The following is a 14245-nucleotide window of genomic DNA, read 5'->3' on the forward strand; positions in this document are numbered from 1 at the left end:
AAAAACAAATCAAAATATATAAAAATTATTTACTTTTTAACAAGAAAAACCGCCTCAGTTGTGAGACGGCTTCTCTTCAATATGTTCAGGAAGAAAATCTTATCCTCCGAATTTATCTGCATAGTCTGTTTGAGAAGCTTTAATCACTTTTCTTGCGTGTTCAGCTCCGTAAACTTCCTGGATTCTGCATTTTGCAGGCTCATCCGGTAAGTTTTTATACGTAAGGAAGTAGTGCATTAATCTTTTTACTTCTGCTTCCGGTAATTCAGTAATGTCTCTGAAGTGTCCGAAAGCGTGGTCGTTAATCATTACTGCAACAATTTTATCATCCGCTTCACCTCCGTCGATCATTTTGAAACCTCCGATTGGAATAGCTTCCATCAATAAACCTCCAGCATGGATGTTGTGAGAACTTAAAACACAAATATCAAGAGGGTCATGATCACCCATAGTAACGTCAGTAGCTCCTGATTCTACAGCAAGTCTCATCACTTCTTTATCACAGTATGTTCTTGGAACAAAACCATATAAAGCAGGGATAATGTTAGAGAATTTCTGTGGTCTGTCTACCTTTAAGTATCCTGTTTCTTTATCTACTTCATATTTAATAGTATCTGAAGGAACAATTTCCACAAATACGTTGACAACATTTGGCGCATCTTCTCCTGCAGAAATTCCGTGCCATGGATGTGCTTTAAAATTTGGAATCATTATTTATCTGTTATTTTTTAAGTTATTATTAAAATTTCTTTTCTTAAATCTTCTATGGTTTCAGCAATATAATCGTTACTTTCCATATAGTTCATGATGAAAATCGTTTTGAATTCATCCAACTGAACTTCTCCTTTTAACCCGTCATAGGTTTTGTGAAGCAGTTCTATAATCGCATTCTTTGAGTCTATGATATTCTTCCATGAATTTTTTGTAATGTATAACTGTTGTGAAGAGTTATACTCAAATTCTTCATTAATTGCTTTTTCCGTCAGAAAAATAAACTCGTGAACAGCCAGTCCCCTGTCGAACCTCTGGATAAGGTTGGAAGGTTTCATTCTGTCCAGAAACAATGTCATTCTTTCATAGGAATGTGCTTTGTTCTCTGAATTTGATTTCACGGTGAGTAGTTTGATTTCCTGGTTTTTAAGCGTAATGTATGAGTGTACAAATTGTCTGAGCAAAACCAGAAAAGGAATTGCAATAATCAATGCAAATGCATAGGGTAAATATCCTGAAAGACTCGTCATAATTTTAGACTGCAAAATTACTAATTATTTTCCGTCTTCTAAAGAGTTTTTAAAGATATCCACTTTAGAAATTTGTATATAGACCAATGCAAGGATAATTATAAGATAAAAGCCAAGCATCATCCTGTTTACCAGAGACGGGAAAACTAAGAATCTCAGCAATACAGTTCCATAAATAATTGCAAAAAACAAGGCCTGGGACTGGTTCTTTTTATTATGAAATGAAAAACGATTCGCCAGAATGACTACAATAAAAATCAGCAGGATTGGAAAATAGGAAGCATTGAACTCCAGCATTATATTACTTTTAATAAAGTGAAAATAATCTGCAAAGGAAAATGGATCAGGCTGCGACACAGGATAGATCTGAACTTTAGTAAACTGATTCATAAAAAGTGTAGACCACGAAACCTGATTAAAAACCTGGATTAAAAAGAAGGAAAGAAATATATAGCCATATGATATCAATAATGGACCTGTTTTAATCTGAAGATTATTCCTGTAAAAATAAATAAGACCATACAGGAATGAATACAATATAAAATATTCCGGTCTTGTGAGTACACATAGCATGGCTAATATACCTGCCAAAAATAAATTTTTCCTCACTAAAAATACATAGAAGCTCAAAAGGAGTAGCAGACATGATAAAGAATCTGCTGAAACATGTCGGGCTGCCTCCGGTAAAGGCTTGAACAACGAAATTAAAACAGTAAGGATAAAGGCAACAGGATAATTTTTCAGAATTTTTATCAAAAAGCTGAAAATCAGGATAAGAATCAATGCGTAAGAAATAACTGAAATCAAAGAAATAGATGTAGAAGCACTGAAACCAAGCTTAAACAATAACCAGCCGATAAAATTATAAAAAGGTTTTACCACAAAAAGCTGTAGTTCTTCTTCGTAGGCTTTGGGGTTTTGTGAGATTATTTTATAGTAGGTACTCTCCCCTTTTGCCACTTCCTCAACCATTGGATTAACAGGCCCAAGTCCTGCAAAGTCGGGATTCTTTTCCCTCATTTCGTCATATACCTTCTGATGAATTTCTTCAATTTTCATTTCAGGATATTCCGTTTTATAAATCAGCCCCATATAGGCCTCCATATCAGTGTTGTAATAATGATGGGTATACAGGTAGTATGACATCATGCATACATAGATTGAAAATATAAAAACAAGAATATTCTTCTTTTTTTCCATATACTGATATTATAAGAATACAAATGTAAAAAAACTATCTTTTTAAATCCGAATTCCTATAAAAAGCTTTACGAATAGGATTTTTCTGTATTAAAGTTCAAACAGTGCCGGTCTCTGTGTTACTTCGTGGTAACAAACACTATTTTCATCGAAGAAGTGGTATACAAGACTTTTTCTCGTTCTGTTTTTATCTGTGTGAGGTTCTCCACCGTGAAGAATATTGGCATGCCAGATTAATAAGTCTCCTTTTTTCGCCTTAAAAACTTCTTTCTTTAATCCTAATTCTTTTACCTTATCTTCAAGGAAGGTTTCATAAGCTCTGTAGCTTTTTTTTCCGATTTTCAAAGCAGTTCCTTCATTATCGTAATCAGAATTCAGGAAGTAAGGAAGTTTGTGGCTTTTAGGAATATAATGCAATGCTCCGTTATTTTCATCCACATCTTCCAGGGCAATCCACACTCCCAGCAATCCTCCCAATGGATAAGTAGTCATGTGAATACTGTCAGAATGGGTTTTCTGCTGGCTACCGTTGATGAAATTGATACTTTGGAAAAGTTTGGATTTTCCGTCTAACAGAACAGATAAAAAATCTAACAGTTCTTTATCACTTCCAATATTTTTAATGATTTCTGAATGATGGATCGCAAACATCAGCTTTCCACCGTATATGAATTTCAAAGTTCCATCTTCCATCAACTTATCAATTTCAGTATTGATTTGATCCACCGTTTCCGGAGTGAGGAAATTTCTCAGTATCATATACCCATTTTCATCATATTGAAGAGCACTTTCTTTATTTTCTTCAGAAAGCTTCTTAAAAAAAGGAGTTTCCTTGAGTTTGGTATCATCTAGTGTTCTTTCTCTAGCCGGAAGATGTGCAAAATCTTTACTTGAAATACTTGAAAAATAGTTCTTATTGATTCCGTATTTTTTATATAAAGGAATGTTATGCTTTAATTTATTCTTTTTAAACAAGTTATAAAGCATATATGATAATTTGTACTGACGAATCTGTTGTAACATAACTGTTTTAATAAGGATTTTATAAAGTTACGGAATATTAGTTAATTAGAACCAATCTAAACAATGCTTTTCATCATAAAAAAGACTTTCTTCTAAATACAAGATATCCTAACTTTTTGAAAAGGTTCTTTTTTGAATTCTCAATAATTCCGTAGGGTCTTAATTCGGGACGAAATCCTCTGAAAAACTCTTCAATATTGGGTAATTCTCCTCCTTCAAAATCAAAAATATGAGTTTCTATATTTTCTTTAATGAGATGATCAATCAATACGGATGCTCCTGATAATTTGACATAATCTTTATCATTAAAATTTCCTAAAAGCGCAACCATATTACAATCCGAATAAGTAGCAATTACATTAACCATCTTATGCTGATAATAAAAAGCTGTAAATTTCAGATATCCGGACTTATAAAAGCTTTCAAAAATTCTCATGAATTCAAACAAATCATGGTCTTTATTCAATCCTATCGTATTGGATTCAATAAAAGCTTTTGCTTTCTCATAAGGAATCGTTTTGATTTCTGATTCTTTTAAAACAGCTTCATCTAACCGAAGTTTTCTTTTTCTTTTGGGCGAATATTTCGAATATACTTTCTCATAAGCCTCAGGATATAATAAAAAGTTTTTCTTGATTCTGATCTTTGTGCGAAGCTGATTGACATCATTAAAAGGATACGCCCTGATCATGTAATTTTTCTCCAGATATTCTAAAAAAGCTTCATTAAGATCAACATCATCTTTGCAAGAAAAAACACCAAGCTGCTGACAAAGCTTAGGATTATGTACAATTTTCAACCCATATTTTCTTACAAAAGGTACGGGCATTACCGCTTCATAATCTTTATAAACCAGAATTTCCCAAGGCATTGTAGAAGTTGTATCTAAAAAATCTTTTGTTGCAGAATATTTTCTTTGTTCGGAATTTTCTAAACATTGAGCATATTTTACAAAATCAATTTCATGGTATTTCAATCTTCTAATCATAATAATCCTGCGTCTGAGAAACTAAAATAAGAATCCTGTGTGACAATAATATGGTCTAAAACCTGAATACTTAATGTATTTCCTGCTTCTTTTATTTTCTGTGTGATATTGATATCTTCCCGACTAGGTTTTAAACTTCCGGAAGGATGATTGTGGGCAATGATAATGCCTGTTGAAAAATGATCAAGCGCTGCCTTATAGAGCGTTCTCACATCTACAATAGACTGGCTGATCCCGCCTTGTGTAAGCTGGGAAACATGAATCACTTTATTGCTATTATTAAGAAAAATTGCCCAAAACTCTTCTGTTCTAAGATCAGAAAGCTGGTTTCTGAGAATCGCATAAGCATCATGACTGTTTCCAATAATTGTTTTTTCAGGGATCTCCTGTACCGCTCTCCTTTTTCCGATTTCTAAAGCTGAAATAATTGAAATGGCTTTTGATTCTCCAATACCTTTGAATTTCATCAGATCTTTGGCAGAAAGTAAGCTCAATTCATTCCAGCTGTTATTGACAGAGGCTAAAATTTTCCTTGCTAATTCCAAAGCATCTTCCTCTTTATTTCCGCTTCCCATAATAATTGCCAGGAGTTCAGAATCAGAAAGTGAGCTTTTGCCTTTCTGCAAAAACTTTTCTCTGGGTCTGTCATCTTCGGCAAGGAGTTTTATGGCCATGGAAAAAAATTATAGATAATATGATCAATTAGTAGAAAGCATATAAAATAACAGGCTTTATAGACCTATCAATATATTTTGCTGTTTCTTTAAGAGCATTTACGGAAAGCATAGGACATCCTAAGCTCAGACACGCAGGAGACTTTGATTCCGCATCAGGAATACATCCGTAAGAATGAAGAACTATTGCTCTCTGCATGGCATTGCTATTGGTAGCATCCAGTCCTTCCAGACGATAAGCTTTACCAAACTTTCCTATATAGCTTTCTCCAATGGCATATTTTCCAAGAGATGACTGATAAGAGCCTTCAATATTACTGAATTTCAAAGCATCTGACTTTGGAATGACGGAGCCTGAACCATGAGAAACAACAGCCTGTTGTAAAATCGTATTATTCTTTAGGTTATAAATAAAATAACGATACTTTCCGGAAGGGATTTTAAAATTGATAAAAACAGCCAGTTCCTGATTGTACTCTTTTCCTTTAATATAATTTTTAATCTCCGAAATTCTTGTTTGAGGAATACCCAAAGGGTTCAACTGCTGGGATTCAGCTTTTGAACAGGAAATTACAATTAAAAAAAGAAAAATAAGGTGTTTCATCATCCGGTTTTGTATGCTACTCTATGATCATTCCGTCTTTCATAACGAGCTTGCGGTCTGTAATTTCTGCCAGATTCGGGTTATGCGTTACAATGACAAAAGTTTGATTGTATTTATCTCTAAGATCAAAAAACAATCTATGAAGATCATCCGCATTCTTGGAATCAAGGTTACCTGTTGGCTCATCTGCAAAAATAATTTTCGGAGAATTGATTAAAGCTCTGGCTACAGCTACTCTTTGCGCTTCTCCACCTGAAAGCTGGTTGGGTTTATGATTCAATCTCTGTTCAATCTTCAGGTCTTCAAACAAAGCATAAGCCTTTTCAAGAGCTTCTCTTTCGTTGGCTCCTGCTATTTTTGTCGGAAGCAAGACATTTTCCAGCGCTGTAAACTCCGGAAGAAGCTGATGAAACTGAAATACAAAACCGATATTCTGATTTCTGAATTTTGACAGCTGCTTATCATTCATATTAATAAACGATTCTCCTGCTATTTCAATTTCAGTATCATATTTATTAGATTGGCTAGGGTGATCCAAAGTTCCCAGAATCTGCAGCAATGTAGATTTACCAGCTCCTGATTCTCCTACAATAGAAACCACTTCTCCTGTTTTGATTTGAATATCAACTCCTTTCAGTACCTCTAAATTCCCATAAGATTTATGGATATTTCTTGCTTTAATCATGATTCAAAAATAGTGAATTGCCTGCAAATAAAAAACCGCTTTTTGAAGCCGTTTATATTTTATTTTAGTTTTATCAGAATTAGATTTCTCTGATCTATTTATATACGTCTTTTCTATTAATTTTTTTAATTATTCCTGTCTTATTTTTTTGTAAAAATTTTTGTAATATAAACTTTTTTCTAAACCTATAAGGTTTTGTTAGCCATTTCAATTTACCAAAAACAAAAAAACCTCCCGATTTGGGAGGTTTCATATTTTCAATTCAGAAAATTACAGTAACAATGTTAATGGACTTTCTAAATATGTTCTTAATGTCTGTAGGAACTGAGCACCTGTAGCACCGTCTACCACTCTGTGGTCACAAGCCAATGAAAGTTTCATGGTGTTTCCAACTACGATCTGACCATCTTTAACGATTGGTTTCTCGATAATTGCTCCTACTGAAAGGATTGCAGAGTTTGGTTGATTGATGATACTTGTAAACGTTTCGATTCCGAACATTCCTAAGTTTGAAATAGAGAATGTAGATCCTTCCATTTCGTTAGCTTTAAGACCTTTACTCTTAGCTCTTGAAGCCATATCTTTTACGGATGCAGAAATCTGAGTATACGTCATCTGATCTGTATTTTTCAATACCGGAACTACCAATCCGTCTGGAATAGCTACTGCTACACCAATGTTGATATTTCCTCTGTGAATGATCTTATCACCTGCCCAGCTTGAATTTACCTGTGGGTGTTTTCTTAAAGCAATTGCAGTTGCTTTAATGATCATATCATTGAAAGAGATCTTAGTATCTGGAAGAGAATTGATTTCTTTTCTTGCCTCAATTGCTTTATCCATATTGATCTCAACCATCAGATAATAGTGAGGAGCAGAGAATTTACTTTCAGAAAGACGTTTTGCAATGATATTTCTTACTTGTGAGTTTGGGGTCTCTGTATCTTCACCCTGTACGAAGCTTACTGCAACAGGAGCAGCACTTGCTGCAGGAGCTGAAGCAGCTGGTTTTGCAGCTGGCTGATAGTTTTCAATATCTTTTTTAACGATTCTTCCGTTTTCACCAGAACCCTGAACACTGTTGATATCAACTCCCTTATCCTGAGCCATTTTCTTAGCCAGTGGAGAGATTGCTACTCTGTCAGAAGATGAAGAGTTCGCAACCGAAGCTGCTTTTTCTTCTGTTTTAGCTTCTGCTTTTTGTTCAGCTGGTTTTTCAGTTGACTGACCGGCAGCTTTTGGAGCTCCTACCGCGGAAACATCTGTTCCTGCAGGGCCAATGATTGCCAATACGGAATCAACCGGAGCAGCACCTCCTTCTTCTACACCTTGCTTCAATAATACTCCATTGAATTCAGATTCGAAATCCTGTACCGCTTTATCTGTTTCGATCTCAGCAAGAAGGTCTCCTTCTTTTACTGTATCACCTACATTTTTGTGCCATTTAGCCACTTTACCTTCTGTCATTGTATCAGAAAGTCTTGGCATTGTAATAATTTCTACTCCTGCCGGAACTTCTGCAGCAGGTGCAGCAGTTTCTGCTTTAGGCTGTTCTTCTGATTTTTTTTCTTCAGTTCCAACACTGGGAGCAGCAGCCCCACCTGTCAATCCTGAAATATCTTCTCCTTCATTCCCGATAATAGCTAAAACAGAGTCTACAGCAGCAGCACCTCCTTCTTCTACACCTACGTATAAAAGGGTACCTTCTATTTCAGATTCGAAATCCTGAACTGCTTTATCAGTTTCAATTTCAGCTAAAATATCTCCTTCTTTTACTTTATCTCCTACTTTTTTATGCCATTTTGCCACCTTACCTTCCGTCATTGTGTCGGACAGGCGGGGCATCGTAATTACTTCTGCCATAATTTATTTTAATTTGAAAATTTAGCAATCTGAAAATTTGAAAATTAAAAAAGGACATAATCTATCACATTTTTCAAATTCTCAAATTGTCAAATTAACTCATTATCTTTTAGTTTTCTAATTTGTCTAAGAATGGATAATCTTCCTGAGCATATACATACTCATAGATTTTTTCTGCATCCGGATACGGAGAGTTTTCCATAAATTCGATACACTCTTCAACAAAGTCTCTGGATTTGTTATCCATAACTTCCAGTTCTGCTTCTGTAGCCCATCCGTTTTCTAAAATTCTATGTTTTATCAATTCGATTGGGTCATCATTTTTATGAAGAGCTACTTCTTCTTTAGATCTATATGGCTCGGCATCAGACATAGAGTGTCCTCTGTAACGGTAAGTTCTTGCTTCAATGAAAGTAGGTCCGTCTCCTCTTCTTGCTCTTTCAATAGCTTCGTAAGCAGCTTCTGCCACTTTTTCAGGATCCATTGCATCTACAGCAAGGCAAGGCATTTCGTATCCTAACCCTAATTTATAGATATCTTCGTGGTTGGCTGTTCTTTTTACAGAAGTTCCCATTGCATATTGGTTGTTTTCTACAACAAATACTACAGGAAGTTTCCAGTTCATTGCCATGTTGAAGGTCTCATGTAAAGAACCTTGTCTTGCAGCACCATCACCAAAGAAACAGATGTTTACTGCTTTTCTGTCGAAATATTTATCAGCAAAAGCAATACCTGCACCTAATGGAATTTGTCCTCCAACGATACCATGTCCTCCGTAAAAACGGTGTTCTTTACTGAAAATGTGCATAGATCCACCCATACCTCCGGATGTTCCGGTAGCTTTACCACAAAGTTCAGCCATGATTCTTTTAGGGTCTACTCCCATCGCCATTGGATGGATGTGACATCTGTAAGCAGTAATCATACTATCCTTTGTAAGATCCATTGCATGTGTAAAACCGGCAGGGATAGCTTCCTGACCGTTATACAAATGTAAAAATCCTCTGATCTTTTGTTTTAGGTAAAGAGAACGGCATTTGTCTTCAAACCTTCTCCACATTGTCATATCTTCATACCACTTCAGGTATACCTCTTTAGAAAATTCTTTCATGTGTTAGCTCTTGCTTTTTTATGATGAAATAGTTGAGCAAAATTATGAAAAAAACTTTGTTTTTATTCTATACATAGATAACTTTTCGATTTTTCTGCAAAATCTATTTGCGGGCTGTATGGATTATTCTTAATTTCCGACCCCTTGGAAGCTTGATAAAGCTTCGTTTTATCTGTTACATTCTTTCTGTAAAATCTCAGGAGTCATCCTATCCATAAGGCTTTTCTGAAACGACAAATGATTCAGAGATATCAGGATTCTTTACATTTTGTTCTCCTATTTCATTCCTCTTTAATTATTGTTAATATATATTTTGGTTATTTCAACAGCTTCTTTTCCGGAGAAAAATCTGTAAGTTTCAGAGTTCTGTCTTCAATTTCATTAACGAAATTACCATATTGCTTTGCCGTTCTGGCTTTAATTTCCTTCCATTCTTTATCTGCCATAAATCCTTCCCACGCCATTTTCATTGCATCTTCATCTTTCCACTCAAGCAGGTAAACAAATTCTGTTTTTTCATTGAATTCCGATTCCCAGATTGACACAATGGTAAATCCATATTTCTTCATAATTCTCAGTGCATGATCTCTGAAGCGGTCAAGAAAAACCTGCTTATTTTCTTTTGGAATTTCATAGATTCTTAATTGATGGACAGGTTGTGGTGTAGAAATATTTTCACCTGAAACCTTTTGACCAAAAATTAAATAGCCTGATAATATAAATAAGTATGTGAATAGATATTTCATGATAATAATAATTAAAACAGATCAATTAAAATTAAACATTTCTTGCAAAACTTAATACTCATTTAAAGACGAAAAAATATTTCACTCCATTAAAAATAACTGGTAATCAAACAACTTACCCATTAAATCAACTATTCCATCTCATGGTTTTCATTTGATTTTTGAGGTTATAATAGTATATTTGGTTTTTAAACTTGATTATGGAAGAAAAACAATCTTCATTATTACACAAAATTTCAAAAGTCATCTCTGATTTTTTTAATCCTTTGGTCTCTCTGATCATTTTCTTTATCTATATGAGCATCAGAGAATATTCCCTTAAAGATTCTATGCTTTATTTTCTTCCTGTATTATTAATGATTATTATTCCGGTTGTGATATGGCTGGTGTGGAATGTAAAGACGGGAAGATATACCAATATGGATGTTTCCAACCGTGTTCAAAGGAAAACGTTATATATATTTATTGCAGTCTGTGTGATCGCCTATCTTCTTTTTAATTATATCAGAAACGGATATATAGATCTTGTCATGCTATTTATCCTGGTGCTTCTTTTCGCTCTTCAGATCAGCAATCTTTTTATCAAAAGCTCGATGCATACAGCGTTCAATGTATTTGTAGCAGCGCTCTTTTTCTCATTGGACTGGAAAATAGGTCTTGCGTGGCTGGGAATCGCTATTTTGGTCGGAATCACCCGTATTATTTTAAAAAGACATACCGTAAAAGAGGTATTTATGGGGGCTGGAATAGCTTTTCTGGTATCTTTTATCTATCTTTATTGCAATATTCAATTTCAACATTAGAATACTCTATGAAAATAAATCATCTTACTGCCGCAGAAGAAAACTTTATGAAGCTGTTTTGGAAAATGGAATCTTTCTATCTGAAGGACGTTATGGAGCAGCATCCGGAACCGAAACCACACCAGAACACGGTTTCCACTTATTTGAAAATATTAGTTGAAAAAGGCTATCTATCTACTGTAAAAGAAGGAAGAATCTTCAAATACAGTGTGCTTGTTCCTTTAGAAGGGTATAAAAAATTCCTGTTAAAAGAGCTTTCACATAACTTTTTTAATAACTCAGGGAAGGAAATTCTGGAGCTTTTATTAAGTGAAAAATTAATTTCCCAGGAAGATATGAAGGGCTATTTTGATCTTAAAATTGAAATAAAGCCAGCAAAAGTGGAAGAGCCTAAGTTCGAAGTTGCTGAAGAAATCCTGAATCCTAAAAAAGAAAAGAAAACCAAAGGAAAAGAAAAAGACAAAGACAAGGATAAAAAGAAAAAAAAGAAAAAAGATTAATCTAAACCTTAAAAACACCAAATCATGAAAACAAAATTCCAGGAAACTCTAAGCCGGGCCAATGAAGTCATTTTCCGATATCCTATGATTTTGGCAATGGCTTTATTAGCTGCTATTGGCACCATATGCATTGTGGAAACGGAACGTAGTGAAATTACTTCTTATATTAAGTTCACCATTTGTTCATGTCTCGGAATTTCTCTGATGTTTGCACTAAAAATGTTGTCACAGAGAATCGGGAAAGAATTACTACTACACGTATCCGGTATAATTTTCCTTATAGGTTTTTATTACATTCTGCCTGATAAAAAAAACAGCTTTACAGAAGTTTATGCTTACATCATTGCTATTACCGCCCTTCTCTCCCACTTACTGGTATCATTTGTTCCATTTCTGGAGAAAGACAGGGAGCTCAGATTCTGGCAGTACAACAAAAACCTTTTTATCAATATCTTTCTGACCGCCGTATTTACAGGAGTTCTGACAGGCGGTATGGAATTAGCAATCTTAGCCGTTGACAAACTTTTTGACTTTAACTTCCATGACAGAATTTACAGAGATACATTCTTTGTTCTTGCTATTTTTGGAAGCAGTTTTATTTTCCTTTTATTTAATGATAAAGGATTAAATAACCTTGAAAAAGACGGCACCTACCCTGTTGTTTTAAAGTTTTTCACTCAGTTTATTTTAATTCCGTTACTGCTTATCTATGTAACAATTCTTTATTTTTATTCGGTTAAAATATTAATCAACTGGCAGCTTCCAAGAGGCTGGGTTTCTTACCTTGTTTTAGCCTATAGTATTGTGGGTATCCTTGCATTACTTCTGGTTCACCCGTTAAAAGAAGAAAACGCAAAATCCTGGGTCAGAATATTTTCAAAAGCATTCTATTACACCATTGTTCCTTTGATTATTCTGCTTTTCACTGCTATTTTTACCAGAATTTTAGAATATGGATATACAGAACCAAGGTATTTCGTTCTCCTGCTTGCTCTATGGCTGTTAAGTATTGTTGTCTACTTTATTTTCAACAAAAAAGCTACGATAAAGTTCATTCCTGTCAGCTTATTTTTATTTGGCGCTTTTGCATTGATTTTCCCTTACCTTAATGCATTCAGTGTAGCTAAGAGAAGTCAGAAAACAGAATTGATGAATATTTTAAATCAGCATCAACTAATGAGTGCCGGCAAGATTAATTTTCAGAAAAAAGTTACCGATACTGTTCGTAATGAAATTGCTGATAAATTTGAATTTCTGGCTGAAAGAAAGCAAAGTGAATTTCTATCAGCGCTGCTGAACGAAAAAGACCAGGCTGAATTAGCCGATAATATTAAAAAAGGCACATTTTATAGTATCAATTACGATATCCAAAACAAGTTTTCAGATGTGAATGTCACTGCAAAAAACAGAGCATACGAAATGGACAGACTCGTTCTTGTTCGTGAAGAACAGGCTGTAGAACTCGGGAATTATCAGTATTTAATTTCTTTCCATCGTTATAGCAGAGATCCTCAAAAACTGAATGATGACCAGTTTGAGCTGACAGATCAGCTGACAGAAGAATCCTCATTAAAATTAAGTTTAAATTCTAAAGAAGAAGTAGACTTCGGACCACGGATCATTAAACTATTTGAGGAAAATAAAAACAAGAAAGGAAATGTAGTAATCCCCGAAATTGCTATGGAATCTGATTTAGGAAAGTATCACGTCAAGCTTATTTTCAGTGAAATTACAAGAGAAAAGTATTCTGACAATGACACCGCCAGTATTTATTACGAAAATGTTTACATCCTTATAAGATCAAAATAAATGACCACAAAAAAAGACTGTCCTTCGACAGTCTTTTTTTATTATTGTATGTAACAAAAACTTTTGATTATCTTTGAGTTCCCGAGCTCCATATTGGAGAATTTCTTCCATAAATCACAAGATTTCCGTCATTTTGCACTGTAAGTTTAACGCCTCCTCTGTTTTCTGTATTTGAGCTCCATACAGGTCTGTTATAAGAATCGTAAACCACTAAGTTTCCATCCCCTTGAAATTCAGCTCTGTTACCTTTATTATCAGTTGCTGTAGCCCAAATAGGATTTCCGTTTCTATTAGCCAAAACAAGATTACCATCATCCTGAAATACAAGATAATAACGTCCGTCCGAAGAATACAGCTTAGCGTCCTTACGGAATCTGTATCCAGTAGACACATAATCATTACCTCGATAACGGTCACCACCATTATTATTTCTGATACCTCCCTGCGAAGCCCATAAAGGATTAGAACCATTATAGATTACAAGATTACCATCATCCTGAACTGATAATTTATCAGCTCCCTGACCATCAGTATTTGAACTGAAGGCAACACCATTTCCTCTTGTATACACTACCAGATTACCATCTCTTTGAAAAATTGCTCTCACTCCTCTGTTGGTAGTTTTTGATTCCCATGCAGGGGCACCGGATCTGTTATAAAAAACCAGATTACCGTCGTTCTGGAAGATAAGATAATATCCGTTGTTATCAGCCCAGTACTTTTTATCCTGTCTTAATGTCTGTCCTGCATAAATGCTTTGTGCGTTGACCAGCAACCCACCAAACACCATCATTACTACTAATAAATGTTTTTTCATTATAATTACTTTTTGATTGATTGATAATTTTCTAAAATTATGCCAAAACATCATAATATTTCAACCCAAGTTATAATTAAATGATTTACTGGAAATTAAATTCCATAAAAAGAAGCCGTCTCACAACTGAGGCGGTTTTTCTTGTTAAAAAGTAAATAATTTTTATATATTTTGATTTGTT

Annotated in this window: 15 protein-coding genes; 3 read left to right on the forward strand and 12 right to left on the reverse strand. The window is 34.6% G+C overall.

All coding sequences use genetic code 11. The features are described 5' to 3' along the window. Window positions 1–99 precede the first annotated feature (99 nt). The 11 genes from NK356_RS23100 to NK356_RS23150 all read right to left on the reverse strand — a co-directional run bounded on the left by NK356_RS23100 (window position 100) and on the right by NK356_RS23150 (window position 10135). On the reverse strand, window positions 100–711 hold the full coding sequence (locus tag NK356_RS23100; protein ID WP_034696699.1) for an inorganic pyrophosphatase: 612 nt from the start codon (window positions 709–711) through the stop codon (window positions 100–102). Between the two features lie 17 nt (window positions 712–728). Next, window positions 729–1241 (reverse strand): hypothetical protein, encoded by a 513-nt coding sequence (locus tag NK356_RS23105; protein ID WP_034696700.1) that lies wholly within the window; start codon window positions 1239–1241, stop codon window positions 729–731. 24 nt (window positions 1242–1265) lie between these two features. Continuing rightward, a complete protein-coding gene (locus NK356_RS23110; RefSeq protein WP_253318155.1) occupies window positions 1266–2441 on the reverse strand; it encodes a hypothetical protein in 1176 nt (391 codons plus the stop codon). A gap of 90 nt (window positions 2442–2531) precedes the next feature. Then, the gene (locus NK356_RS23115; RefSeq protein ID WP_034696703.1) at window positions 2532–3464 is read right to left on the reverse strand and encodes a phytanoyl-CoA dioxygenase family protein; all 933 of its coding nucleotides are present in this window, start codon (window positions 3462–3464) and stop codon (window positions 2532–2534) included. 73 nt (window positions 3465–3537) lie between these two features. Then, the gene (locus NK356_RS23120) at window positions 3538–4452 is read right to left on the reverse strand and encodes a hypothetical protein (protein ID WP_051934383.1); all 915 of its coding nucleotides are present in this window, start codon (window positions 4450–4452) and stop codon (window positions 3538–3540) included. Continuing rightward, entirely contained in the window at window positions 4449–5126 is a 678-nt protein-coding gene (radC, locus tag NK356_RS23125) for a DNA repair protein RadC (RefSeq protein WP_253318156.1), read from the reverse strand. Before radC ends, NK356_RS23120 begins: the two co-directional genes overlap by 4 nt. 28 nt (window positions 5127–5154) lie before the next feature. Beyond that, a complete protein-coding gene (locus tag NK356_RS23130) occupies window positions 5155–5733 on the reverse strand; it encodes a murein L,D-transpeptidase catalytic domain-containing protein (protein WP_253318157.1) in 579 nt (192 codons plus the stop codon). Window positions 5734–5746: 13 nt separating this feature from the next. Then, a complete protein-coding gene (locus NK356_RS23135; protein ID WP_034696709.1) occupies window positions 5747–6415 on the reverse strand; it encodes an ABC transporter ATP-binding protein in 669 nt (222 codons plus the stop codon). Between the two features lie 270 nt (window positions 6416–6685). Further along, window positions 6686–8278, reverse strand: coding sequence for a pyruvate dehydrogenase complex dihydrolipoamide acetyltransferase (locus tag NK356_RS23140; RefSeq protein WP_034696710.1), 1593 nt, complete (start codon window positions 8276–8278; stop codon window positions 6686–6688). A 109-nt stretch (window positions 8279–8387) separates the two neighbouring features. After that, window positions 8388–9389, reverse strand: a complete 1002-nt coding sequence (gene pdhA, locus NK356_RS23145) for a pyruvate dehydrogenase (acetyl-transferring) E1 component subunit alpha (protein WP_034696713.1) — start codon at window positions 9387–9389, stop codon at window positions 8388–8390. Between the two features lie 317 nt (window positions 9390–9706). Beyond that, a complete protein-coding gene (locus NK356_RS23150) occupies window positions 9707–10135 on the reverse strand; it encodes an NIPSNAP family protein (RefSeq protein ID WP_253318158.1) in 429 nt (142 codons plus the stop codon). Window positions 10136–10335: 200 nt separating this feature from the next. Between NK356_RS23150 and NK356_RS23155 the strand changes: the two genes are divergently transcribed. From NK356_RS23155 to NK356_RS23165, 3 genes are read left to right on the forward strand one after another with little or no spacing between them, the layout of a single operon-like run. Continuing rightward, window positions 10336–10938 carry a phosphatase PAP2 family protein gene (locus tag NK356_RS23155; RefSeq protein ID WP_253318159.1) on the forward strand — a complete coding sequence of 201 codons (603 nt, stop codon included), beginning with the start codon at window positions 10336–10338 and terminating at the stop codon, window positions 10936–10938. Window positions 10939–10946: 8 nt separating this feature from the next. Further along, window positions 10947–11438: a BlaI/MecI/CopY family transcriptional regulator gene (locus NK356_RS23160; RefSeq protein WP_253318160.1), complete on the forward strand. Its 492-nt coding sequence runs from the start codon at window positions 10947–10949 to the stop codon at window positions 11436–11438. 24 nt (window positions 11439–11462) lie between these two features. Then, window positions 11463–13247, forward strand: coding sequence for a DUF4153 domain-containing protein (locus tag NK356_RS23165; RefSeq protein WP_034696718.1), 1785 nt, complete (start codon window positions 11463–11465; stop codon window positions 13245–13247). Between the two features lie 67 nt (window positions 13248–13314). On the opposite strand, the gene NK356_RS23170 is transcribed toward NK356_RS23165, so the two are convergent. Then, on the reverse strand, window positions 13315–14064 hold the full coding sequence (locus NK356_RS23170) for a hypothetical protein (protein WP_051934386.1): 750 nt from the start codon (window positions 14062–14064) through the stop codon (window positions 13315–13317). Between the last annotated feature and the right edge of the window lie 181 nt (window positions 14065–14245).

This window comes from Chryseobacterium sp. S0630 (assembly GCF_024158915.1).
Lineage (GTDB): Bacteria > Bacteroidota > Bacteroidia > Flavobacteriales > Weeksellaceae > Chryseobacterium.